This window comes from Glycomyces amatae (assembly GCF_020991375.1).
In the GTDB taxonomy this organism is placed as follows: domain Bacteria; phylum Actinomycetota; class Actinomycetes; order Mycobacteriales; family Micromonosporaceae; genus Glycomyces; species Glycomyces amatae.
Genome location: NZ_JAJLQZ010000039.1, coordinates 1 through 24,090, shown reverse-complemented (window position 1 = coordinate 24,090; position 24,090 = coordinate 1). Strand labels below are relative to the sequence as shown.

22 protein-coding genes and 1 pseudogene are annotated in these 24,090 nt (G+C 73.1%); 16 read left to right on the top strand and 7 right to left on the bottom strand.

Annotated features, from left to right (window positions below; translation table 11 throughout):
- The first annotated feature begins 391 nt into the window (after positions 1–391).
- On the top strand, positions 392–793 hold the full coding sequence (locus LO763_RS27955) for a DUF7144 family membrane protein (RefSeq protein ID WP_230791765.1): 402 nt from the start codon (positions 392–394) through the stop codon (positions 791–793).
- 281 nt (positions 794–1,074) lie between these two features.
- Positions 1,075–1,758 (top strand): hypothetical protein, encoded by a 684-nt coding sequence (locus tag LO763_RS27950; protein ID WP_230791763.1) that lies wholly within the window; start codon positions 1,075–1,077, stop codon positions 1,756–1,758.
- Positions 1,759–1,848: 90 nt separating this feature from the next.
- On the opposite strand, the gene LO763_RS27945 is transcribed toward LO763_RS27950, so the two are convergent.
- Complete coding sequence (locus tag LO763_RS27945) at positions 1,849–2,814, bottom strand: S41 family peptidase (RefSeq protein WP_230791759.1); 966 nt, start codon at positions 2,812–2,814, stop codon at positions 1,849–1,851.
- Positions 2,815–2,894: 80 nt separating this feature from the next.
- Here LO763_RS27945 and LO763_RS27940 point away from each other — a divergent pair, with 80 nt between their 5' ends.
- Both LO763_RS27940 and LO763_RS27935 read left to right on the top strand, forming a co-directional pair.
- Positions 2,895–3,392, top strand: coding sequence for an ArsR/SmtB family transcription factor (locus LO763_RS27940; RefSeq protein ID WP_230791750.1), 498 nt, complete (start codon positions 2,895–2,897; stop codon positions 3,390–3,392).
- 251 nt (positions 3,393–3,643) lie between these two features.
- On the top strand, positions 3,644–4,540 hold the full coding sequence (locus LO763_RS27935) for an aminoglycoside phosphotransferase family protein (RefSeq protein ID WP_369432110.1): 897 nt from the start codon (positions 3,644–3,646) through the stop codon (positions 4,538–4,540).
- A gap of 210 nt (positions 4,541–4,750) precedes the next feature.
- Here the strand turns inward: LO763_RS27935 and LO763_RS27930 are convergent, their stop codons facing one another.
- Positions 4,751–5,629 carry an alpha/beta fold hydrolase gene (locus LO763_RS27930; RefSeq protein ID WP_230791746.1) on the bottom strand — a complete coding sequence of 293 codons (879 nt, stop codon included), beginning with the start codon at positions 5,627–5,629 and terminating at the stop codon, positions 4,751–4,753.
- 97 nt (positions 5,630–5,726) lie between these two features.
- Between LO763_RS27930 and LO763_RS27925 the strand changes: the two genes are divergently transcribed.
- Entirely contained in the window at positions 5,727–7,679 is a 1,953-nt protein-coding gene (locus tag LO763_RS27925) for an AfsR/SARP family transcriptional regulator (protein WP_255673091.1), read from the top strand.
- 222 nt (positions 7,680–7,901) lie between these two features.
- Here LO763_RS27925 and LO763_RS27920 read toward each other — a convergent pair whose 3' ends face one another.
- Positions 7,902–8,579 (bottom strand): HAAS signaling domain-containing protein, encoded by a 678-nt coding sequence (locus LO763_RS27920; RefSeq protein WP_230791744.1) that lies wholly within the window; start codon positions 8,577–8,579, stop codon positions 7,902–7,904.
- The gene (locus LO763_RS27915) at positions 8,576–8,899 is read right to left on the bottom strand and encodes a helix-turn-helix transcriptional regulator (protein WP_230791742.1); all 324 of its coding nucleotides are present in this window, start codon (positions 8,897–8,899) and stop codon (positions 8,576–8,578) included. The genes LO763_RS27920 and LO763_RS27915 overlap by 4 nt, the downstream gene beginning before the upstream one ends.
- Before the next feature lie 67 nt (positions 8,900–8,966).
- Here LO763_RS27915 and LO763_RS27910 point away from each other — a divergent pair, with 67 nt between their 5' ends.
- The 3 genes and pseudogenes from LO763_RS27910 to LO763_RS30200 form a co-directional block, all read left to right on the top strand.
- A complete protein-coding gene (locus tag LO763_RS27910) occupies positions 8,967–9,881 on the top strand; it encodes an ABC transporter ATP-binding protein (RefSeq protein ID WP_230791740.1) in 915 nt (304 codons plus the stop codon).
- The gene (locus LO763_RS27905; protein WP_230791738.1) at positions 9,878–10,666 is read left to right on the top strand and encodes an ABC transporter permease; all 789 of its coding nucleotides are present in this window, start codon (positions 9,878–9,880) and stop codon (positions 10,664–10,666) included. Before LO763_RS27910 ends, LO763_RS27905 begins: the two co-directional genes overlap by 4 nt.
- Before the next feature lie 117 nt (positions 10,667–10,783).
- Positions 10,784–10,915: pseudogene (locus LO763_RS30200) on the top strand (response regulator); the annotation flags it as partial.
- Between the two features lie 89 nt (positions 10,916–11,004).
- Here the strand turns inward: LO763_RS30200 and LO763_RS27895 are convergent.
- Positions 11,005–11,607 (bottom strand): class I SAM-dependent methyltransferase, encoded by a 603-nt coding sequence (locus LO763_RS27895; protein ID WP_230791737.1) that lies wholly within the window; start codon positions 11,605–11,607, stop codon positions 11,005–11,007.
- A gap of 449 nt (positions 11,608–12,056) precedes the next feature.
- Positions 12,057–15,218, bottom strand: coding sequence for an ATP-binding protein (locus LO763_RS27890; RefSeq protein ID WP_230791731.1), 3,162 nt, complete (start codon positions 15,216–15,218; stop codon positions 12,057–12,059).
- Between the two features lie 115 nt (positions 15,219–15,333).
- Here LO763_RS27890 and LO763_RS27885 point away from each other — a divergent pair, with 115 nt between their 5' ends.
- From LO763_RS27885 to LO763_RS27855, 7 genes are all read left to right on the top strand, one after another.
- On the top strand, positions 15,334–15,921 hold the full coding sequence (locus LO763_RS27885; RefSeq protein ID WP_230791725.1) for an NADPH-dependent FMN reductase: 588 nt from the start codon (positions 15,334–15,336) through the stop codon (positions 15,919–15,921).
- Between the two features lie 8 nt (positions 15,922–15,929).
- Positions 15,930–17,123 carry an MFS transporter gene (locus LO763_RS27880; RefSeq protein WP_230791723.1) on the top strand — a complete coding sequence of 398 codons (1,194 nt, stop codon included), beginning with the start codon at positions 15,930–15,932 and terminating at the stop codon, positions 17,121–17,123.
- Positions 17,124–17,148: 25 nt separating this feature from the next.
- Positions 17,149–18,678, top strand: a complete 1,530-nt coding sequence (locus tag LO763_RS27875; RefSeq protein ID WP_230791721.1) for an MFS transporter — start codon at positions 17,149–17,151, stop codon at positions 18,676–18,678.
- Between the two features lie 357 nt (positions 18,679–19,035).
- Complete coding sequence (locus tag LO763_RS27870; RefSeq protein ID WP_230791713.1) at positions 19,036–19,845, top strand: alpha/beta fold hydrolase; 810 nt, start codon at positions 19,036–19,038, stop codon at positions 19,843–19,845.
- Positions 19,846–19,895: 50 nt separating this feature from the next.
- On the top strand, positions 19,896–20,282 hold the full coding sequence (locus LO763_RS27865; RefSeq protein ID WP_230791711.1) for a hypothetical protein: 387 nt from the start codon (positions 19,896–19,898) through the stop codon (positions 20,280–20,282).
- A 61-nt stretch (positions 20,283–20,343) separates the two neighbouring features.
- Positions 20,344–21,354, top strand: a complete 1,011-nt coding sequence (locus LO763_RS27860; protein ID WP_230791709.1) for an MsnO8 family LLM class oxidoreductase — start codon at positions 20,344–20,346, stop codon at positions 21,352–21,354.
- Between the two features lie 111 nt (positions 21,355–21,465).
- Positions 21,466–22,905: an NF041680 family putative transposase gene (locus LO763_RS27855; protein WP_304608885.1), complete on the top strand. Its 1,440-nt coding sequence runs from the start codon at positions 21,466–21,468 to the stop codon at positions 22,903–22,905.
- 20 nt (positions 22,906–22,925) lie between these two features.
- On the opposite strand, the gene LO763_RS30315 is transcribed toward LO763_RS27855, so the two are convergent.
- Positions 22,926–23,129, bottom strand: a complete 204-nt coding sequence (locus LO763_RS30315; protein WP_230791705.1) for a hypothetical protein — start codon at positions 23,127–23,129, stop codon at positions 22,926–22,928.
- A gap of 321 nt (positions 23,130–23,450) precedes the next feature.
- Here LO763_RS30315 and LO763_RS27845 point away from each other — a divergent pair, with 321 nt between their 5' ends.
- Positions 23,451–23,885 (top strand): hypothetical protein, encoded by a 435-nt coding sequence (locus LO763_RS27845; RefSeq protein ID WP_230791703.1) that lies wholly within the window; start codon positions 23,451–23,453, stop codon positions 23,883–23,885.
- The last annotated feature ends 205 nt before the right edge of the window (positions 23,886–24,090 follow it).

Here is a 24,090-nt window from a genome sequence, read left to right as displayed (position 1 = left end):
GCTACATTGACAAACACAAATATAACCGGCATATGCCCGCAATGTAAATACCCGCCGGGCCGAAAATGGGAGCGGTGACGCCGTGCAGGAGGTCTCCGCCGAGCGGCGCTTCCAACAGGCGGACCCGTCGTCGGCGGCCTCCCCTGGATCGTCCTGCGGCGACGCCCCGGCGCCACCGGTGTCATCGCGGTCGCCGTGCCGGCGTTCGCCGCCGAGCTCATCGGACGCACCGCGCTCGGGTCCGAACGCGGTGCCGACGCGCGGGCGCGGGCCGGATTCGCCGAATCGGCCCCGAGCGCCGCCGGAAGCGTTACACAAAGACCACAGGACGGCGTCGGCCGCCCGAGCCGGGCCGCCCCGCGGCGGCCCGTCGAGGAGAGAGGAGTCGGCGATGACCGACAACGGAAGGCTCGCCTGGGCCACCAGCGGCGCGGTCCTGGCGGGCAGCCTCATGATCACCGTGGGCCTGTTCCAGGTCTTCGAGGGGATCGCGGCGATCGCCGAGGACGAACTGTTCGTGGCCTCGCCCGACTACACGTTCGCCATCGACACCACCGGCTGGGGCTGGATCCACCTCGTCCTCGGCGCGCTGGTGCTGCTGGTCGGCGTCTTCGTCCTCATGGGGCGGTCCTGGGCCTACGGCGCGGGCATCGGCCTGGCGGTCGTCTCCGCGCTCAACCAGTTCTTCTTCCTGCCCTACTACCCGCTCTGGGCACTGCTGATCATCGCGATCAACATCTTCATCATCTGGTCGCTCGCCGTCGTCCTCGGCGAGGTCAACGCACCCGAGTGAACCGCGCGGCCCGCGCCCGGGCGCGGGCCGGCTCGTTCGCGCCGCACGCCGACCGCCAGCGCGGCGGTGTCGTCGGCCGCCGGCAGCCGTGCGCACGGAGGCCGGCGAAGAGGAAATCGACCGCCGCAGCCGCTCTCGCGAAGCGCCGGTGAAGTTCCCGAGCCGCCCGAGCGCGACCCACCGCCCCGCCTCGCGATATTCCCGGTACCGGCCCCGCGGCGACGCTAAGGTCGGTTCCATCTGCGACAGACGCGCTGCGAGCGGCAGGGGGTGCGGCGGCGATGAACGACGACACGAGTCCGGTGATGCCCCGGTGGATGGACCTGGCGCTCACCGTTATCATGGCCCTGGCGGCCGTGGGCACCGCCTGGGCCGGCTTCCAGAGCGCGAAATGGAGCGGCCTCCAGGCCATCGCCTTCGCCGAGGCCGGCGCCGTCCGCACCGAGTCGGCCAAGGCCGCCACCGACGCCGGGCAGGACCGGCTGAAGGACCTGCTGTCCTTCACCTCGTGGATCGGGGCCCTCCAGGAGGAGATCGTCGCGGGCACCTCGCCGCGCCCGGCGGGCGACTACACCCCGAACCCCGACGAGGTCTCGGGGTTCCTCTACGAGCGGTTCCGCCCCGAGTTCAGGCCCGCCGTCGACGCCTGGATCGCCACGCGGCCCATGGTGAACCCGGACGCCCCGCCCACGCCCTTCGACATGCCCGAGTACCGGCCGGCGTCCGAGGCGCTCGCCGCCGACCTCGTCGCGAAGGCCGAGGCCCGCACCCAGGAGGCGCACGAGGACAACCAGCGGTCCGACAACTACGTCTTCATGGCCGTGATCCTGGCGCTCGCCCTGTTCTTCGCCGGGGTCGCGGGGCGCTCCCGGACGCTCCGCTCGCAATGGATCCTCTCGGGAGCCGCGGTCGTCACCTTCATCGGCGCCGCGATCGTTCTGCTGGCGCTGCCCAAGACCTTCTGAGCCTTGAGCGTCGACCCGCAGCGGATCGGCGTCGCAAAACCCCCGCCCGGCGACGGGACCGGTCGCGTCGGCCGAGATTTGGAAACCCGGTTAGCAGGCCTCGTGATCCCGGAGCGCTCGGGCGGCCTCGTCGGCCACCTGGCGGCGGAGGCCGTCGGCGCCGAGGGCGAGGACGGTTTCGAGGGCTCGGCGGTGGGCTTCGCGGAGCGCGTCGGCGGCCGTGGCGGGCACATCGGGCAGGACGCCGGTGCCTTCCCAGTTCCCGCCGGAGATCGGGCTGACGGAGCGGGCGACCGGGACGGTGACCTCGAGATGCGAGTCCACTTTGAAGCCCTCGCGCGGATGCGCGCCGCCTCTGGTCCGCTCGCCGACCACGGTGGCCCGGCCGCGCTCTTGGAGGTCGAAGCTCAGCGCTTCGCCGCCGGAGAAGGTCCGTTCACTGGTGAGCACCCACACGGGTTTGGTCCCGCCGAATTTGGGACCGGGGACGTGCGAGGTCCAGTTCTGCGTGAACTGCCCGGGGTCGCGCTTGGCCATGCCCGAGAGCTGCACGGGCTCGGCGCCGGTGAGGAAGCTGTAGGCCCAGTTGACCATGGCCGGGTCGCCGCCCAGGCATTCGCGCAGGTCGAGGATGAGGGCGTCGGTGGCGGCGAGCAGGTTCATGGCGGCGGTGACACGGGATCCGGCGACTGCGGGCGGGAAGAGCAGCGGGGCGATCGCCAGCAGCCCGACGTTGCCGGGGAGGCGCTGCGCGGTCGCGACGCCGCCGCAGGCGAGGTCGCTCCATTCGGCCATCTGGCGGAGCTGGGTCTCGTCCTCGTCGTGGGTGTCGCTCAGCGCGGTCTCGCTGTACTTGAGGCGCAGGTGGAGATCGCCGTTGACCGATTGCAGGTCGGCGGTGACGAGTTCGGCGAGACGGGCCTGGTCGGCGCCGTCGTAGCGGCCGTCGGCCGCCGCCGCGGCCAGCACGGCGTCGAGTTCGGCGGCGACCTCGGGGAAGACGTAGTGCTCGTGGAGCAGTTTCGTGATCTGCGGGATGACGGCGGCTGCGGGCATCCGGACCTCCAGGGGGTTGGCGTTGCGGAGAAGTCAACCATCGAATTGACAAAGCGTCCAGTTTTTTGGACACTTGACTCATGGAAGCACCCGACGCGGAGGAAATGACGGTCTCGACCCCGCAGCAGTACCGGGCGCTCGGCAACCCGGTGCGGCACCGGCTGCTCTTCGCCCTCGGGCGGCGGTCGGCGACGCTGAGCCTGCTCGCCGCCGAACTCGGCATCAGCAAGGGCAGCGCGAGCCACCACTTGAAGATCCTGCGCGAGGCCGGCCTGGTCCGGCTCGACAGCACGCGCAAGGTCAGAGGCGGGACCGAGCAGCGTTTCAAACGCACCGCCGAGCGGATCCACTTCGACACGGGCGAGTCCTCCAGGGCGGCCCTCGCGGCCGTCGCCGGCGAGATCGCCGCCGATGAAGACGACCCGCTGCTGATGCTCCGCAACGTCCACTTGAGCGAGTCCCAGGCCCAGCGCCTGCGCGAGACCCTGGAGGAGCTGGTGCACGACCTCCCGGAGGAGGACGGCGAATCCCGCTACGGCGTCCTGGTCGGCCTCTACAGGGCAGGGCCGCACCGGTGAGCGGCGCGGGAACGCAGACCGTCGTCGACGATGAGCACGGTCTTCTTCGCATGGCGCGAAGGCAGGGCGGCTCGCAACTCGAGCCGGGTCTCCGCCAGGTCAAGATCCCGGCGGACGGCCTCGGGCGAGGCGGTGCCGACCGCCCGTGCCAGTTGCTGGAGCATCCACTGCGACACAACAAAACTAATTGAAGGCTTCCGCGCTTCTCCAACGCCGCCCGACCCCTTCCATCGCGTTCTCCTGAGAAAGGAGTGTTCCGCTTGAGCGACTTGGTGATCGATGAAGCCCTCATCCGTGTGCTGCTGCGAGGGCAGCGCCCCGATCTTGCGGACCGGCGGCTCCGGCGGGTGCGCAGCGGCTGGAACAACCAGATGTGGCGCGTGGGCGAGGATCTCGCCGTCCGGCTGCCGCGAACGGCCCGCGCTGCGGCGCTCATCGAACAGGAGCACCGATGGCTCTCGGAGCTGGCCCCGCACCTGCCGATCCCCGTCCCCGTCCCGATCCACCTCGGGTCGCGAACCGACCGCTTTCCTGAACCGTGGATCGTGACCACCTGGGTCGAGGGCGAGCCGGGGGATCTTCGCCCCATCGCGGAAGGGCCGCGCTCGACGGACCGGTTGGTCGCCTTCCTGCAAGCGCTCCACACGGAGGCGCCGGACGACGCGCCGTTCAACCGCGGCCGCAGCGCGCCCCTCGCCGAGTTCGCCGACTTCTTCGCACGCTTGCTCCAGGTCCTGCCCGACGCCGACGCCGTCGCCCGGGCCCGGCGCGTCTGGGAGGAGGCCCTCGCAGCCGCCCCGTGGACCGGCGCGCCCGTCTGGATCCATGCCGACCTGCACCCGTCGAACGTCGTGGTCGTCGACGGGACGCTGGCGGGCGTCATCGATTTCGGTGACATGTGCGCGGGCGATCCCGCCACCGATCTCGCGGCGGCCTGGGCGCTGCTGCCCGCCAGCCACGCCCAGCGGTGCATCGCGGCGTACGGGCGAAGCGACGAAGACCTGATCCGCAGGGCCCGGGGCTGGGCTCTGCTGCGCGGCCTCGCCTCCATCGAGGCGGGGATCGCCGCAGAGCTGGGCAAGCCGTGGGGGATGCCGACCTGGAAGCAGGCCGGGGAGGCCGCGCTCGACCGGCTCCTCACCGCTTAACCGGTGGATCGCCGTCGGATCCCTCGAACGCGGATGCCGTAGCTTCCGGCATCATGAGCCGTGATCGCACCGGTTTATTGAAATCCCTCATGATCGAGACCCGGCCGGAGACGGTCCGCGGCGAAGCAGATGCGCGACGTCTTTCGGGTGGAGCCGGGCGCGTGCCGGTCGTGCAGGCACGCGCCCCGGTTCCTGCCGAAGCGCCCGGCTTCAGCGGGCCAGCAGGTCGCGCAGTGCCTTCACGATCGAGTCCGGGTCCTCCTCGGCCATGAAGTGGCCCGCGCCGGTCAGCCGGTGGTCGAGGTCCGGCGCCCACGCCCGCCACACGGCCTCGGCGTCGTAGCCGAGAGCCGCGCCCCAGTCCTGCTGGACGACCGTCACCGGCATCCGCAGCCGACCGCCGCCCGCGCGGTCGGCCCGGTCGTGCTCGATGTCCACGCCCGCCGAAGCGCGGTAGTCCGCCACGATCGAGTCGACCGCCTCGCGGGAGGCCCGCAGGTACTCGGCGCGCACCGGGGCCGGGATCGCCGCCGCGTCCTTCGTCCAGGCGTCGAGGAAGAACCCGAAGAACTCGTCCGCGCTCGCTGCGATCATCCGTTCGGGCAGGCCGGGCGGCTGGGCCATCAGGTACAGGTGGAACGCCACCGCCGCGTCGGCCCCGTGCAGGACCTCCCACATGTCCAAGGTCGGTACGACGTCGAGGATCGCGAGGTGCGAGACCGCCTCGGGGTGGTCGAGGCCCGCGCGGACCGCCACCAGAGCGCCCCGGTCGTGCCCGGCCAGCGCGAACCGCCGATGGCCGAGCCGTTCGGCGAGCTCCACGATGTCGGCCGCCATGGTGCGCTTGGCGTACGTCTCGGGCCCGGCTTCGGCGGGTTTGTCGCTCGCGCCGTAGCCGCGCAGGTCGGGGACGATGACGGTGTGGTCGGCCGCGAGGTCGGCGGCTACGTGCCGCCACATCAGGTGCGTCTGCGGGAAGCCGTGGAGCAGCACGATCGGGCTGCCCTCGCCGCCTACGGCCGCGTTGAGCGAGACCCCGTCGCAGACGGCGGTCCGCCGGTAGTCGAAGCCCGGGATTGCAAGGTTCATTGTCCGCTCCTTCTGGTTCGATGGGCTTCCTCGAGTCTGCGAGTCGCCGATGAGCGTTCGATGAGCGCGATAGTTTGACGAGCGGATGGAGGTGCCCTTGCGCGTGCGAATCGGCGTGCTCGGCCCGGTCCTCGCCTGGAGCGAGACGGGGTCCGGGCTGGATCTCAGGGGTCCGCGGCACCGGGCGGTGCTGGCGCGGCTGGTGGTCGCGCGCGGGCGGGTCGTGCCGGTGGACCGGCTCGTGGACGACCTGTGGGCGCAGCCGCCCGCGGGTGCGGTGAGCGCGGTGAGGACGTTCGTGGCGGCGTTGCGGCGCGCGCTGGAACCCGATCGGCGGCCGCGCGCGCCTGCGCGGCTGCTGGTGACCGAGGGACCCGGGTACGCGTTGCGGGTGGAGGCGGATGCGGTGGACGCCTGGCGGTTCGAGGCGGCCGTCGCTGAGGCCGCGACCGCGTCGCCGCGTCTCGCGGTCGCGCTTCTCGACGGGGCCCTCGGCGAATGGCGGGGCTCGGCGTACGCGGACTTCGACGAGTCCTGGTCCGGCACTGAGCGTTCCCGGCTCGACCAGTTGCGGCTCGGCGCGATCGAGCGGCGAGCCGATGCGCTGCTCGAGTCGGGGCGGCCGGGTGAAGCGGTGCCCGGCCTCGACGCGCTGGTGGCCGAAGACCCGTGGCGCGAGGAGGCGTGGCGGCTGCTGGCGCTCGCGTTGTACCGGACCGGGCGGCAGGTGGAGGCGCTCGCGGTGCTGCGGCGGGCGCGGTCGCTGCTCGACGAGCGGCACGGTGTCGCGCCGAATGCGCGCCTGCGGCGGCTGGAGACGGACCTGCTCCGCCAGACCGACCCCGGTGTCGAAGGGGCCGAACAGGTCTGGGCTGCGACCACGGCGGCGTACGACCAGAACGTGGGATCGCGGTCCTCCGCGCGGCTGGAGTCCACGGTGGGCCTGCTCCGGAGTCTCGCCCTGACCGGCGGCACCGGGCTCGGGACGGCGCAGGAGCAGCGGGCCGCCGCGGTCGAAGCCGCTGAGCGCCTGGGTGATCCGGAACTCGCCGCGCGGGTGATCGGGGGCTACGACGTGCCCGCGATCTGGTCTCGTTCGGACGATCCCGCGCGGTCGGCCCGGATCGTGGCAGCCGCGGAGAGCGCCTTGGCGCGGTTGGGCTCTGCGGCCCATGACGTCGACCGGGCGCGCCTGCTGTCGGTGGTCGCGGTCGAGTCGAGGGGCGTGCCGGGGCCGCGTCCGGCCGAGGCTGCCGCCGAGGCCGAGCGGCTCGCCCGCGGACTGGGCGATCCCGCGCTGCTGGCGTTCGCGCTCAACGGCGTCTTCATGCAGTCCTTCGGCCGGACCGGGCTCGCTCCGGAACGGGATCGGATCGGGGCCGAGCTGGTCGAGATCGCCACGGGGCGCCGACTGCCCGCGTTTGCGATCCTGGGGCATCTCGTGCGGCTCCAGGCGCGGAGCGCGTCGGCGGATTTCGACGGGGCGGACGAGCACGCCGCGGCGGTGGACCTGCTCGCCGAGCGGCATGAGAGGCCGCTTGCGGGGGTGTTCACGGACTGGTACCGGGCGATGCGGATGGCCGCGCATGCGGTGCCGCTCGAGGAGGTCGAGGCGGCTTACCGGGCCGCAGATGCGCGGCTTGACGGCGCGGGAATGCCCGGGGTGCGGCGGGGCCTGCTGCCGCTCGCGCTGCTGTGCTCGCGGTTGCAGCGGGGCGCGCCGTTGAGGTTCGCGGACGACACCGATTGGGGCCCTTATGAACCCTGGGTGCGGCCGCTGGTTCTGCTGGAGCGGGGCCGCCGGAGTGAGGCGGCGGGGTCGTTGCGGCGGGCACCGGCGCCGCCCGGCGACTTGATGGCCGAGGCGATGTGGGCCCTCACCGGGCGCGCGGCGACGGCCTTGGGGGACGAGGCGATGACGACCCGGGTGGAGGCCGCGCTCCGCCCGGCGGCGGGGGAGCTGGCCGGGGCGGGGAGCGGGATGGTGACCGCCGGCCCGGTGGCGGACCTGCTCGAGGAGCTCCGCGCATCCAGGGACGCGATTCCCTAGGGGTTCGTCTCGGTTCCGGAACGGACCCGAGGACGGCGCGGGCCGCAGAACACGAGGCCGTGCCGCGCCCCCTGCCGATACGGGTGCGGCAGGCGCGAACGCGAAGAGCCGGAAAGGGCGTCGCGCAGTCGACCGCCGACGGCCGCACGGGCTCTCTCGGCGGCCCGGCGCCGTGCAGGCAGCTGCGGCCAGGGCGATGCGGCCGACGGGCGACCCTGAAGCTCAGGGCAACCGGGACGCCGTCTCGACCTCCTGGAACGCGCGGCGGCCGTGCCCTGCGGCCCGGGCCGCGCTCCAGAGCAGGAACGCGGTGAGGAGCGCGACCGGGAGGGCGAGGGCGAGGACTTCGAGCCGATGCGCCGCGTTCGCGGTGGCGGCGATGGCCGCCGCCGAGAGGCAGAACAATGTGGTCGCGAACAGTGCGCCGACGCCGGACGCGCGGTGGACGAAGCGGACCCAGGTGTGCGCCGAGCGCAGGGACGCGGTGGCGGCGAGGAGGACCGCGCTCGCCATCGCCACCGCCGGCGCGATCCGGATGATGTCGGTGCCCGCGAGGAAGACCGGCCTGGACCACCCGTCCGGTATGAGCGCCGACGGGGTGCCGTAGGCGTCGCGGTACGCATGCCACAGCACTGCCATCACCACGAGCACCCCCAGGAGCCGCAGGGCGCTGCGGCGCGCCTCCCGCAGGTGGATCTCGCGTCCGAGCGCCGCGGCGATCACGGCCGGGTCGCCGAAGTCCGCGACCACCTCCGCGTACCCGGTCTCGCCGTCCGGGCGCTGCTCGACCGCTGTCAGCAGGCCGTCGCGCAGCTCGTCGAGGTGGTCGGCGCGGACGCGCCGACTTCCGGGAAGGCGGCTGCCGACCTCGCGGAGGTAGCGCTCGACCGCGGTGCTCACGGCCTGGCCGCCAGTACGCGGTCGACCATCGCGGAGAACGCCGTCCACTCGCTGCGCTCGCGGGCGAGCGTCGCCGCTCCGGCGGCGGTGAGGCGGTAGGTGCGGCGGCGCCGGCCTTCCACGACCGACCATTCGCCCGCGATGCGGCCCGAGCGCTCCAGGCGGCGCAGCGCGGGGTAGATCGTGCCCGAGGGCAGGTCGAGGGCCTCGTCCGAGCGGTGCCGCAGCGCCTCGATGACCGCGTATCCGTGCAGCGGTTCGACTTCGAGGACTGACAGGATCAGCCCGTCGAGGTGGCCCTTCAAGATCGAGTGGTTCATCGGTTGCGAGCCTATCAGATTTATATGTAGCATCGCTATATGTAGCAATCAAATCTATGGAGGTGTCATGCCGATGGACCTGGCAGTCCGCACGGTCGGTCTCGAGAAGCGGTACGGCGAACGCGTCGCGGTGGAAGCACTCGACCTGGCCGTGCCCACCGGACGCGTCACCGGGTTCGTCGGCCCCAACGGGGCCGGCAAGACCACCACGATCCGCATGCTGCTCGGGCTCATCCGGCCGACCTCCGGCACCGGCGAGGTGCTCGGGCGCCCGCTCGACCGCCCCGCCGCCTACCTGGAGCGCGTGGGCGCCCTTGTGGACGGGCCGGCGTTCTACCCGCGCCTGAGCGGCCGGGCCAACCTCGCCGTCCTCGAACGCCTCGCCGGCACTCGCGGCGGCATCGAACGCGCCCTCGAACTCACCGGCATCGACGACCGCGCCGACGACCCGGTCGGCTCGTACTCGCTCGGCATGCGCCAGCGCCTCGCGCTCGCGGCCGCGCTGCTCGGCGACCCGGAACTGGTCGTCCTGGACGAGCCCGCGAACGGCCTCGACCCGGCCGGCATCCGCGAGATCCGGACGCTGCTGCGGCGTCTCGCCGACGACGGCGTCACCGTCTTCGTCTCCAGCCACCAGCTCGCAGAGCTCGAACACGTCAGCGACCACCTGGTGCTCCTGCGCGCAGGCGCACTCGTCTACCAGGGACTCCTGTCGTCGCTGCTCGCGCGCCGGGCCGCGACGATCACCGCCCGGCCCGAACACGCCGCCGACCTGGAAGCGCTGGCGCGCATCGCGTCCGACGGCGGCGGGCACGTCCGGGTGAGGGACGGCGCGGTGTCCGCGGCGGGCGCGGGCCCGGCCGCGTCGGCCCGGCTCAACCGCTCCGCGCACGCGGCCGGGATCACGCTGGCCGAACTGACGGTCGCGGCCCCGACGCTCGAGGAGATCTTCTTCGGCCTGACCGAGGACGGTGCGCGGTGATCCGGGCGTTCCGCGGCGAGCTGGTCAAACTCCGGCAGTCCACCTACCTCTTCGGGATCGCGGCGGTGATCGCGTTCATGCTGATCACGCTCGTCGTCTCGGTCACCGATCCGGGGCCGGTCGCCGGCGACCGCGGCCCGGCCGGGCTCGTGCTCTCCCGCGACGGCCTCGAGGCCGCGGACGGTCTGGCGCGCAGCCTCGGCAACGTCGTGACGTTCCTCGGCATCGTCGTGCTCGCGCTGGTCTCGGTGAACATCGGCGGCGAGTACCGGTTCGGCACGATCCGCTCGAGCGCCGTCCGCCTGCCGTTCCGGGGCCGGCTGCTCCTGGGCAAGACGATGGCGCTGTTCGGCTACCTCGCAGTGACCGTGGTCGTGACCGTCGCCATCGCCGCCCCCGCGGCGCAGCTGATGGCCGGCCCGGGCGTCGACACCGAACGGTGGTGGGGGCGGGAAGGGGTCGCGGAACTCATGCTCGGCACGGGCAGCCTGATCGCCGCGAGCTGGGCGTGGGCGACGATCGGCGTGCTGCTCGCGGTCCTCCTGCGTTCGGCGCCGGCCGCGATCGGCGTCGGCATCGCCTACATCCTCCCCGTCGAGATCCTCGCGGTGGAGGTCGCACCCGACGCCGCCGCATGGCTGCCGGGGCAACTCATCGTGAGCCTCGCCCGCGGCGGTGACAACGCCGCCGCCCAGGCCGAAACCCTCGTCGGCGTCGCATCCTGGGCGACCATCGCCCTGGTCGGCGCGACGCTGGTGTTCAAGTTCCGCGACATCACCGATTGAGCGCGTCCCTGCCGCGGCGCCCGAGCTCGACCGGGGGCTCTCGGTCATCGCCCACTCGGGACCGCTGCGGCACTCGGCGGTTCAGGGCGGGAGACTGAAGCGTGTCCCAGTCGGCGAGGGGGCGACGGCGCCGAGGCCGCCGACCTGGCACGCGCCCTCGAACCGGACGTGGTCCTGCTCGACATCCGCATGCCCGGCGTCGACGGCCTCACCGCGATCCCCGAGCTGACCGCACTGCCTCGCCCGCCGTCCCCGTCTACGAGGCCGGCCGGGTTCTCGCGTCCGAAACACCGGACGACTGAAGGGAGCCGACGGCCGCGCCGCGGCAAGTGCGCCGGTCAGTCGAGTCGCCGTGCGCGCAGGACGGTGTCGTGCGTGTGGTGCGTGCCGGCCGGTGCGGGGGCGCTTCGGAGTCGGGTCTCGTCGACCTCCACGAACCAGTCGCGGTCGAGGGCGCGGGCGATCTCGGCGGGCTGGTAGAAGGCGGTGGGGTCGACGCCCTCGCCGCGGAGGTGCCCGAGGCCGTTGAGCGCGTGTCCGGCGAACAGGAGCGTGCCGCCGGGGGCGACGGCGCCCAGCAGGCCGCGCAGCGCCGCGTCGCCCGGCGCTTTGGGAAGCGGAAGGTACTGGGCGGAGACCAGGTCGAACGCGCCTTGCTCCGGTGCCGTGGCGGCGAGGTCGCCCCGGGTCCAGGTCAGGCGGTCCGCCAGGTCCGCGCCCGCGGCGGCGGCGCGTTCGAGGGCTACCGCGGAGAGGTCGATCCCGGTGACGCGCCAGCCGCGGCGGGCCAGCCAGATCGCGTCGGCGCCCTCGCCGCAGCCGAGGTCGAGCGCTCGTCCCGGAGGCAGGTCGGCGACCTCGGCGACGAGCACGCCGTTGGGGTTGCCGCTGAAGAGCCGTTCGCGGCTGCGGTACCGCTCGTCCCAGTCGTGTGCGTCCATATGCTCCTGTCCTCCTGTGCAGCGCGGGCCCCTGCGGGGGCGCACGGCCCTCACGGGCGTGGTGCGCCATCGTCGCCGTTGCGCGGCGACAGCGGCAAGTTTTCTTGCCGGAACGGCAAACCGGTCCGATCCGGTCGGCGAGGCGCCCGGTGCAGGAGAGAGGCGGCGGCCACGAGCCACGGGATCGCCACGCCGAGCACTCCGGGACCGGCGTGCGCGACTTCGGTGAGCTGGAACGGCAGCAGGAAGGCGATCAGACCGATCGGCGGTCAGCAGCAGCGCCGGCTGCGCCGGGCCCGGCACCGGGCGGCGCGCCAGGGCGATGACCGCACGCGCGGCGGGCCCCGAGGATCCGGGTTCGCCGGCCGGTCGGCATCCGCTGGACTCCGGTTCGACCGTGCCCGCCGCCTGCGGCGCGAATGCGCTGACGAGCAGTGCACGCCAACGGTTCAGAGGGACCAGCGGGTCGGCGCCTCCGGGCGGTAGCTGCAATGCGCGCCGGTGACGACGGCGGCGGTGAGGTGCGCGTGCAGTTCAGGGTGCGACTCGCGGAGCTTCCGCAGCACGTCCCGGATGCGGGCGGTCACGGTCTGGCGGGCGCGCTCGGCGTCGTCGCCGAGTCGGCGCGGGCGCCCGCCTAGGCCGGTGGCTCGCCGCAGCTCCTCGATCAGGGCCTGGCGCTCCTCGTCGAGTGCGGTCGCCCCCCGCTCGTCGCCGCGCGCCTCGGCGCGCGCGAGCGCTTCGTCGAGCCGCAGCAGGCGGTCGCGGTAGGCGTTCCGCGCCTGCTCGTCGAGCACCGGGTCGGCCCCGAACGCGCCGGGACCGGCCGTCTCGCGCGCGGCGGCCGGCGAGAGGAGTTCGGTGGCCGGGACGTCGGCGCCGGGGCGGCCCAGGAGGATCCGAAGGTCGTGCAGGCCCTTGGCGTCGCGCACATGGACCGTGCGGCCCGCGAAACCGAGTGTCCATACCGGACCATCGGGCCGGAACACGTGAGCGGCGTCGGCGGGCGCCTCGGCGGTCGGCTGCTCGAGCGCCATGCCGATGCGGGCGGCCTCGGCGGTCGCCTCGGCCGACACGGCCGCCGCCCGGTCCGTGTCGCCGCGCGCCCGCAGCGCCGCGGCGAGCCGGATCCGGGCCAGCACCGCCCAAGGGCGTGCGCCGAGGCGGTCGGCGGCATCGGCGGCCGCGGTGAAGTCGGCGACCGCGTCATTCCAGAAGCCTTGGGTCGCATTCACATCGCCGATCCACAGCGACATCGGGCCCAGGACCATGCCGCCGGAGAACACCGCCCACCGGTCCGCGACGGGCTTCAGGGCGCGGCGCGCCCGCTCGCACAGGTCCGGGTCGCCCGTGAGCGCCGCAAGCCGGGCGCGGTAGACCATGAGCATCGGGGCGAAGCGCGGCGGCAGCGCCTCCAGCAGCCGCTCCGCCTCCGGGAAGTGCCGCGCGGCGGTCTCGGCGTCCCCGGCGTATGCCGCCGTGAGGCCCTCCAGCGCCGCGATGAACGGCTCCCCGGGGGTGGCCGAGCGCGCCACGCCGAGCGCCTGGGCGGTCTCGCCTCGCAGCAGCTCCAGGATCCACACCTGGTCGCGCCAGACCCGGGGCCCGTCGACCTCGCCCACCCGCTCGCCGAACACCCGCGCCTCGTCCATCACCGTGCGGGCCTCCGCGAACCGGCCCTCCATCGCGGCCAGCGCCCCGCGCCGCGACACCGCCAGGTACCGGTGGCGAGGCAGGCGGGTGCGCTCGGTCAGCGCGGTGAACGCCGCCAGTTCGTCCCGGCCGCGCGGACTGCCCTGCTCCAGGAGCGCGAGCGCGCGCAGGAACGACGCGAGCGACTCGAGCTCGCCGTCGGCGGCGCGGCGGGCGGCCGCAGTGAGCTCGTCGAGGACCGCGATGCGGTCGGCGTCGGCGCCGGGGGCCCAGATCGCGTCGTGGAGGGCGAGCAGGCACCAGCCGAGCGTCGCGTCGTCGCCCGCCTCGCGGGCGAGCGCGACGGCGGCGCGGCTCAGCTCCTGCGCCGTGTCCCGGTCGACGCCGCGGTGCGCACGGGCCATGCCGGCCGCGGCCAGCACCCTCGCGCGCAGGGACGCGTCGCCGCTGCCGGGGGCGCGCTCGAGCCCGGCGCGGGCCTCGTCCATCAGCGCGATCTGGTCGTCGGTGCGGTGGGCGGGATTGCCGAGCCGGTGCAGGCCGAGGGCGGCCCGCGCCACGAGCGCAGTGTTGTCCAGGCCGCGGCCCGCGTCGAGCACGGCGGCGAACGTCTCGCGTGCACCGGGCAGGTCGCCCGCGCGGTCGAGCTGCTCGGCGAGCTCCAGCTCCCTCCAGGGCCGGTCAGGCGAGTCGCCGGCGATCCGCAGGGCCTCGCGGTAGTGGCCCACGGACTCCTCAGAGGCCAGACGGTCGCAGGCGTACCGGGCCGCGGCGAGCAAGAGGTCGGCGGCCTCCCGGCCCGGCAGCAGCGGGACGGCGAGGCGGCCGTGGCGCGCGAGCGCGGCCGGGCTCAGCTCGGGCCGCGACGCGTTCGCGCGGACCACCGCAAGGTGCGCTTCGCGGCGGCCCTCGACGCCGAGGCCGTCGTACAGGAACTCGCGCACGAGGTCGTGCGTGAACGTGTACCGGCCGCCGTCGGCGCGGGACACGAGGCGCGCCGCGAGCGCCGGTTCCAGCAGCGCGGCCGTCTCGCCGGGGTCGCCCGCGGGCGGGCCGGCGGCGCGGACCGCCGCCAACAGCCCCTCGGTGAACTCGTGGCCGATGGCCGAAGCCGTCGCCAAGACCGCCACGACCTCGGGCGGCAGGAGGTCGAGGCGGCGGCGCACCGCGTCGCGAGCGCCCGCTCCCACGGGCGAGCCGAGCTGCGCCGTCTGCTCGACGAAGAAGGGGTTGCCCCCGGTGCGGCGGTGCACCTCGGCGACGAGCCCGGCCTCGGGGGCGGTGCCCGTGACGCGTTCGATGAGCACGCCGACCTCCGCCGCGTCCAGGCCGGCGAGGTCGACGGTGCGGGCCCGCGACGCCAGCGGCGGCAGGAGCGCGCCCGCGGGGTGGCCGCGCCGCTCCACCTCGACGTCCCGGTAGGCGCCGAGCACCAGCAGCGGCTCGAACCAGGCGTGGCGGGAGAGGAAGTCGAGCAGCCGCAGCGAGGCCGGGTCGGCCCAGTGGAGGTCGTCGAGGACGACCACCGTCGGCTTGGCGCGGGCGGCGTCGACCAGCAGGGTGGTGAACGCGTCGTGCAGCCGGAAGGCCACGTTGTCCGAGTCGGGGCGTGCGGCCGCCGGCGGCGGGGCGGCCTCCCCGAGGAGCACCGGCAGGCTGTCGCCGGCCGTCGCGGCGGCCGCCGACCACTCCGCGGTGGTCGCCGTCCGCGCGAGGTCCCGCACGACCTGCACCCACGGCCAGTAACCGGGCGCGCCGCCGCCCTCCCAGCAGGAGGCGCTGAGGACGCGCGCGCCGCGCCGGGCGGCGTCGTCCGCGGCCTCGGCCACGAGGGAGGTCTTGCCGATCCCCGCCTCGCCGGTCACGAAGACGAGGCCGCCGCGGCCGTCGAGGACGCGGTCGACCTCGGCCCGGATCACGCCGGCCGACCGCCCCCGCCCGATGAGGGAGTCCGGCATCAGGGAGGCCACCTCTCCGTTCGTTCATGCGAGGCGCCTGTGAGATCCGATCTCACGGCGGCGGGGGCGGTTCTCGCGCCCCAGGGATGAAGCACCGATCCTACTGGAGGAACGCATGGACGCCGAACGATCGAACACCGACCCGATCCGGCTCGCCGTCATCATCGGCAGCACCCGGGAGGGGCGTATCGGCCCGGCGGTCGCGCGCTGGTTCGCGACCCACGCGCAGCAGCACGGCGCCTTCGAGCTCGACGTGGTCGACCTGCTCGAAGTGCCGCTTCCGCACCGCATCGGCGGGCCCTCGACGCCGGAGCTCGAGGCCTGGGCGGCGCGCATCGACCGCGCCGACGCGTTCGCCGTCGTCACCCCCGAGTACAACCGCGGCTACCCCGGTGCCCTCAAGCACGCGATCGACCTCGTCGTCGACGAATGGCAGGCCAAACCGGTCGGGTTCGTGACCTACGGCGGCGTCGGGCGGGGCCTGCGGGCCGCCGAGCAGCTGCGGCAGGTCTTCGCCGAGCTGCACGTCGTGGCGCTGCGCGACGCGGTGAGCCTCAACCGCTTCGGCGGCGAGGTCGACGAGGCCGGCTGGGTGTGCGACCGCACCGGGGCGCCCCAGGCCGCGAAGACACTCCTCGCGCGGCTCGAATGGTGGGCCGCCGCGCTGCGCGCCGCCCGCCGCGAGACCGGCTACTCGCTGTGAGGCCCGCCATGACCGCAGCACCCGACACCGCGCCTCGCGCGACCCGGCGCGTCCCCGCGGCCGCACTCGCCGCGCTCGCCGGGCCCGTGTCCTTCGGCATCACCGGACCCGCGCTCGTCCTCGGCGACATCGCCCGCGCCCTCGACGTGACGATCCCGGCGGCCACCTCCGTGGTCACCGCGTTCGGCTGGGGCATCGCCGTCGGCACCCCGCTCATGGGCGCGCTGCTCGCCCGGCGCGGCCCGCGCGTCGCACTGCTCGTGTTCGCGCTGCTCATCGCCGTCGGTGCGGGACTCGTGCTGGCGGTGCCCGTACTCGCGGCCCTCGTGGTCGGCTCCGGCCTCCAGGCGCTCGGCGCGGCCGGGATGGTCGTCGTGGCGATGAGCCTCGCCGGCGACGCTCGCGCGATGGGCGCGGTGACCTCCGCGATGGCCGGACTCGGCGCCGTCGCGCCGCTCATCGGCACCCAGGTCGAGGCGGCCCTGGCGTGGCCCGCCGTGCTCGCCATGACCGTGCTGAGCCTGGCCGCCGTGCCGTTCGTGCTCCGCCGCGCCGAACCGCGCCCGGCCGCCGCCGAACCGTTCGACGCCCTCGGCGCGCTGCTGCTCACCGGCCTCGTCACCGCCCTGGTGCTCGTGCCGCAGCACCCGCTGCCCGCCGCGGGCGGCGCGATCGCGGCCGCGACGCTCCTGGCACTGCACGTGCGCCGCGTCCCGCACGGCTTCCTGCCGAAGGCGGCGCTCGCCGCCCGCCGGTTCACGATCAGCGCGGTCCTCGCGCTGCTCCTCGCCGTCGTCAACTTCGGGCTCGTCTACGCCGCACCGGTACGGCTCGCCGACCTCACCGGCTGGGACGCGGGCGGACTCGGCCTCGCCGTCGTCGTGCCGTACTTGACGGGCGGGGCGCTGTCCTGGCTCCTCGTCGCCCGCTCCGGGCGGCTCCGCTACCCGGTGCTGGCCGCCGTGCTCGCCGCCGCCGCGGCAGCCGCACTCGCGGCAGTGGCCCTCGGCGCCGCCGTCCTGCCGATCCTGTTCGCGGGCATGCTCACCGGCTCCCTCGCCGCGTCCACCGGGCAGGGCGCGCTCGCCCTGCACGCCGGAGCGGCCGTCCCCGCAGCCCAGCGCGCCACCGCGATGGGCCTGTTCAACCTCTGCTACCTGCTCGGGGCCGCGTTCGGCCCCGCCATCGCCGCGCTCGCCTAGACACCGCGCCAAGGAAGGAACACCCATGTCCACCGAGACCGCCCCGCCGAGGGCCGGAGTCCGCGAATGGCTCGGCCTCGCCGCGCTCGCCCTGCCCACCGTCCTCATCGCACTCGACCAGAGCGTGCTGTACCTGGCCTTGCCGCACCTCGCCGCCGACCTGGACCCCACCGGCACGCAGACACTGTGGATCATGGACGCCTACGGGTTCCTCATAGCCGGATTCCTCATCACCATGGGCACGCTCGGCGACCGGATCGGCCGCCGCAGGCTGCTCATGATCGGCGCCGCCGCCGTCGGCGCCACCTCTCTGCTCGCCGCGTACGCCGCCGGCGCCGAGCAGCTCATCATCGCCCGGGGCCTGCTCGGCATCGCCGCCGCGACCCTCATGCCGTCCTCGCTCGCGCTGATCGGCAACATGTTCCGCGATCCGGGCCAGCGGGGCCGCGCGATCGCCGTGTGGGCCGGCTGCTTCATGGGCGGCACCGCCCTCGGCCCGGTCGTGGGGGGCGCGCTCCTGGAGTACTTCTGGTGGGGATCGGTGTTCCTCATCGGACTCCCGGTAGCCGCCGTCCTGCTGCTCGTCGCCCCGGTCCTGCTGCCGGAGTACAAGAACCCGGACGCCGGGAGGATCGACCTGCTCAGCGTCGCCCTGTCGCTCGCATCGATCCTGCCGGTCGTCTACGGGCTCAAGGAACTCGCGCGCCACGGCCTCGCACCGGCGCCCGCCGCGGTGCTCGTGGCGGGCCTCGCGGTCGGCGCGGTGTTCGTGCGGCGGCAGGGCCGGCTCGCGGACCCGCTGCTCGACCTGCGGCTGTTCAGATCGGCTCCGTTCACCGCGGCGCTGCTCATCCTCACGGTCGCGATGCTCGGCACCGGCGGCGCGTACCTGTTCATCACCGGGTTCCTGCAGATGGTCGAGGGGCTGTCGCCGCTCGAGGCGGGCCTGTGGATCGTGCCGTCGGCCGCCGCGTCGATCGCCGCGGCACAGGTCGCCCCGGTGCTCGCGAAGCGGTTCCCGGTCAACACCGTCATCGGCGGAAGCCTGGTCATCGGCACGGCCGGATACCTGATGATCGTGTTCGTCGACCCGGTGGGCGGGCTGCCGCTGCTGGTGGCCGGGTCGGTGGTCGTGTTCGTGGGGGTCGGCACGATCGGCGCGCTGGGCACGGGCCTGGTGGTCGGGTCGGTGCCGCCGCAGCGGGCCGGGTCGGCGGCGGCCCTGTCGTCCATCGGCGGCGACCTGGGCACCGCGCTCGGGGTGGCGCTCCTGGGGAGTCTCGGCAACGCCGTCTACGCGGGCACGGTGCGGGTCCCGGACGGTGCGGCGGAGAGCATGGAGGACGCGACCGCGGCGGCGCAGGACCTCCCGGATCCCCTCGGCAGGGAGCTGCTCGCCGCGGCGAGCGAGGCGTACACCAACGGTCTCAACGCGATCGGCGTCGCGGGCGCGGTCATCACCGCCGTCAGCGCCGCCATCGCGCTGGCGATGCTGCGGCGGCGGACCGCAGCACCGATGGAAGCCGAACCCGAGCCGGTGCCGTCGGCCGAATGACCGCGTCCCCTCCGGTGAGATCCGAGGACCGTGAATGCGAGCTTTCTTCGATGACATGAGGGCCTGGCCCTTGCCTCGGCCGGCCGCGGGCCCGCTCCTCCGAACGGGCCTGGCCGCAGCCAGGCCTGAGGCGGCGATGGTGGAGCCGTCCGACCATGGGGGCCTGCTGTGACACCTCCTCGCGTTTCCGCGCCGATTCGTGCACGGCGATCGGGGCGGAACCGACATCCGGGCTGCCCGGGCGTTCTGCGGGACGTCGGCGCCGGTCGAGTGGTGCGGACATTCCCCGATGTATGCCGACCCACCGGGGTCGCGGGCGGCTCTCACCCGAATCCGGGCCCGGGCAGACTTGACGCTGTGCAGGATATCGCCCACGCGGCCGACGGCACGTCGATCGCTTACTGGGACACCGGAACCGGCCCGCCGCTGCTCCTGATCGCGGGGCAGGCGGTCGATCACGGGTCCTGGCGACTGGCCTCCCAGCTGCTGGGTCGCGGCCGCCGAATCGTGATGTTCGACCACCGGGGCACCGGCGCCAGCGGTCACGGCGCGGCCGAACGCTACTCGACCCGCGGTTTCGCCGAGGACGCGGTCCGGGTCCTGGACGCCGCCGGGATCGAACGAGCGGACGTGCTCAGCCATTCGATGGGCGGCCGGGTCGCCCAATGGCTGGCCGTCGACCACCCTGAACGGGTCGGCGCCCTCGTGCTCGCCGCGACCTCGGCAGGGGATGGGCGCGGACCGAGCCGGGACGCGGCTGCCGACCGGGCGCTGCGCTCCGGGGACCTGGAGCGCATCGCGCCACTGTTCTTCTCGGAATCCGCTGCGTCCGAACGCATGCGCGGTCTGCTGTCGGTGAGCGCCGACCCGGTGGTCCGCAACCGCCACTTCCAGGCCAGCCGCCGCCATGACGCGGCCGACGCGCTCGGGCGAATCGCCGCGCGGACGCTGGTGCTGCACGGCGACGAGGACCGACTGACCCCGGTCGAGCACGCCCGTGTCCTGGCCCGGCGAATCCCCCGGGCCCGGCTGACGACGATCCGCGGCGCGGGGCACGGGGTGGTCATCGAAGGCGGCCTCGGCGCCGCGCTCGCCGCCCGGTTCCTCGCCGAGTCCGCGGCCGCGGACGGCGGCGCCGCAGGTGCCATCGGCGATGCGGCGGACTGAGCAGGCGCTGAGGCACCCGGGCCGCGGGCGTGGGTGCCTGCGGCGGCCGAGTGCAGGCGCTCGATCGCGCATCCCATGCGTCGTCGACGGCGCAGCGGACCCGCACCGGTGAACCGGCCATCGGGGAAGCGGTTCCGATGAAGAGGACGGCGGCGCACCGATCGGCACTTCGAGCCGTGTCCTGTTTCGCACATGGGAGGTTCGACATCCCCGTGCCGCGGACCGGTGGGATCAAGGACCTCCTGCGCGACGCCCAGCGTCCTGACCGCGCCGCCGGTATCGCCAAGACCAGACTCGAGGTCGACGAGGTCCGTCCCGCGGTCACCGCCGCATCGCAAATCACGACCTCACCGGCACCGCCGACCACGCGGCAAACCAGAAAGGCCTCGAAGACGCCCGCCGCCGGCTCACCCGCGAACCACCCGGCAGCCCGGTGAGGCCGGGCACGATCAGCGCCGAGAGAGAAACATTCGCGGCTCTGCGGATGTTGCGCGGCATATGAGGACTCCGCAACCCCTTCGGCTCTCACTACTCGACCGCGCCGTCATCGCCGAGGGTGAGACGGCCGCCGAGACCCTGCGCGACGTCGTGAGCAACGCCAAGCAGGCCGAGGAACTGGGCTTCCACCGCTACTGGGTGGCCGAGCACCACAGTGTCCCCGGCATCGCCGGTTCGGCGCCCACCGTGCTCGCAGCCGCGGTCGCGGCGGCGACCGCCCGCATCCGGGTCGGCACCGGCGGCGTGATGCTGCCCAACCACCGGCCGCTGGTCGTCGCCGAGCAGTTCGGGGTCCTGGAGTCCCTGTTCGAAGGCCGCATCGACATGGGCCTGGGCCGCACCCTCGGGTTCGTCCCGGCAGTCCGCGCGGCACTGGGCCACGACCTGGACGAAGGCGACGGCTTCGACGAACTCCTGACCGAACTCCTCGGCTATTTCACCGGCGAACAGCGATTCCATCCGGGCGTGCACGCGCGGCCCGGCGAAGGGCTGCGCCCCGAACCCTTCGTCCTGGCGGTGGGATCGGGCGGCGAGTACGCCGCCAAGCACGGCGTAGGCCTGGTCATCGCCCCTTCGAAAGGGCTCGCGGCCACACGCGCCAAGATCGACGACTACCGGCTCGCCTTCCGGCCGTCCGCGTGGCGATCCGAGCCGTACGTCGTCGTGGCGCAGACGGTCGCCGTCGCCGCGACCCGCGAAGCGGCCGAGGACCTGCTGCTCCCCGAGTACTGGTCCACCGCGCTGTCCCGCACCAAGGGCGAGTTCCCGCCGCTGCGGCCCTCGGCCGGGATCCGGGCGGCCGCGAAGACCCGCCGCGAGTCCATGTATCTCGAACAGGCGCTCGCGGGCGCGGTCTACGGCACCGCCGACGAGGTCGCCCCTCGCCTGGCGGACCTGGTCGAAGCGACCGGTGCGGACGAGCTCCTCATCGGCACCACCTCCTACGACCGCAAGGCCCTGTTCGACTCCCACCGCCGCCTCGCCGAACTCACCGGCCTCGCAAGCCACTAGCTTGATTTTTAACCTTTGGTGCTGCTCAGGTACCCCCGCTTGAGCATGAGCGAAGCCCTTGCTTGATGATTCTTGTTGCGACACAAAGAATCTCAACAGCAAGGGCTTCGTTTGTCTATTCTCCCTGAACCCGCTACCGGCTCGGGAGCCGGGGCACTCGCCCGGTTCCGGGCCGGGTTCCATCAATGCTTGCAGGCGCGCTCGGACGCGCTGTTCGAGCTGGCCGACGCACTACTGTGCACCTCCGGGCCGGTGGTCTCGCTGCCGGGCCTATCGCTGGCCGGGGTGTTCTCCCGCGGGCACGGCGCCCTCTACGACGCTCTGACCGCGGGCCGGATCGACACCGACCAGCTCCGCGACACCCTGGCCGCGCAGCCGATCGGACGGATCCGGGACCGGATCGTGCTCGCGGTCGATGCGACCGGGTGGCTGCGCCCGGACGCGAACTGCTCCCCAGGACGCTTGTACTGCCACGTCACCGGACACGGCCGGGGACAGGACCAGATGGTGCCCGGCTGGTCCTACTCCTTCGTCGCCGCACTCGAGCCCGGCGCGACTTCGTGGACCCAGATCCTCGACGCGACCCGCATCGGCCAAGACGACGACCCCGCCGAGACCACCGCGATCCAGCTGCGCACTGTGGTGACGCGACTGATCAGCGCCGGACAGCATCGCAACGGCGACCCGCCGATCGCGGTCGTGACCGACTCCGGGTACGACGTCCCGCGCCTGGCCTGGCAGCTCCGCGACCTGCCAGTGGTCATCATCGGCCGACTCCGATCCGATCGGGTCCTCTACGGTAGGCCCGGCCCCTGGTCCGGTCGTGGTCGTCCACCGAAACACGGCCGGGCCTTTCGCATGACCGATCCCGACACCTGGGGCGTGCCCGCCACCGCCACCAGCACCGAGACCGCCCGCTACGGACGGCTCGAGGCCAAGGCCTGGGAGCACCTGCACTCGCGACTGACCCACCGGGCCGCCTGGATCAGCCACGAGGGCGACCTCCCGGTCATCGAGGGCACCCTCATCCGATTGGCGACCGAGCGGCTCCCGCACACCGGCGAACCCAAGCCGCTCTGGCTCTGGACCTCCCAGCACGACCTCGACACGGACCTGCTCGACACCATCTGGTCGGCTTGGCTGCGCCGCTTCGACATCGAGCACACCTTCCGGTTCCTCAAACAGACCCTGGGCTGGACCGTCCCGCAGGTCCGCGACCCCGCATCGGCCGACCGCTGGACCTGGCTGATCATCGCCGCCTTCACCCAACTCGGCCTCGCCCGCGCCCTCGCCGCCGACCTGCGCCTGCCCTGGGAGACCCCGGCGGCCCCGGGCCGGCTCACGCCCACCCGCGTCCGCCGGGCTTTCCCGAACCTCCACCAGGCACTGCCCCGACTCACCAGAGCGCCGAAACCCTCCAGGCCAGGCCCCGGACGCCCTGCCTGGCAGCGCAATCGACGCAAGGCACCAATCCGCGACCCAGGCAAGAAAGCCAAACGCGACAAGACCATGAAAGAACGAGAACAGCGCCTGACCAGCACCAAAGGTTAAAAATCAAGACTAGGCCGTGTTCACGAACTCGGTCTCCGGTCCAGGATGATCGCGACCCGGACGGTCGCTTCGTAGCGGACGGCGAGTTCGCCGAAGCGGGTCGAGACGGCGCGATAGCGCTTGAGGCGGCCGATGGCCCGCTCGACCAGCCGCCGCGGGACCGACCCAGGGCATGGTCGCCGGGCACCGGCTGCGGTGACGATGACGGCGAGGAGGCCGAGCATGCCGGTGGCAATGTGGCGCTTGCGGCCCTTGATCCGCTTGCCCGTATCGAGCCGAATCGGTCTTCGACCGCGGACTCGGCAATCAGTTTTTCAGCATGGAAAAACTAAACCTCTTTAGACAGTTCTATCCCCAAAGGTCCTTCTGGAAAGAATCCTGTGTTGTCATATGGCTTGAGCTGCTTGCGATGACGTCAGTTCGATCTCTTGTGCGACCTACTTCGATCGGCTAGGCTGACGCCCATCGGCCATTTTGGAGATAGGGGTATATGAATGGTTAAATTTCTTATCGGTACCGACCGTCGACGGCGAGGAAGGGCGGGCGTGTGGCGCCGGCTCGGTGCACGAGTCCTCGCTGTGGCGGCAGCGGCGATCACGGCGCTCGGCGTGCAGGCGATGGCCGCACCCGCCGCGCAGGCGGCGTCCTTCGACTGCGACTTCAACGTCAACGGCCCGACAAGCTCCAGCTCCTCGGTCTACGTCACGGCCGAAACCAAATGCAACCAGCAGGCAGCGGCGGTCCTGGCGCGCGTCGCCCTGTACCGGGACGACAACGGAGGCCCGACCGGCAACGGCACCTTCCTGGACTCGGATCACGTCCTCAACAACAACACCAACTACGCGTGGGCGTACGCGGGGGAGTACCCCTGTGTGCCCGGCGATTACTACGCCATCGTGTACGGGGCCGCGAACCTGGACGGCGGAGCGCCGGACTTCACGTGGAGCTTCACCACCCCGTCGGTCACCCTCACCTGCTAGCGGTGATGTCCGGGGACGTTGTTCCGCGGTTGTAGCGGATTCGTCTGACAGGTGAAGGCCTCCGGTTGTGAAGTGGAGCTGTCGATGGCACTGCTTCACGACCTGGAGGCCTTCATGTTCCATGCGAGCGCGGTCAAGGTCCGCATCGGCCGGATGTCTCCCTGCGCCGGGCACGCTATCGCAGGGAGACGCCCACCGACATCAC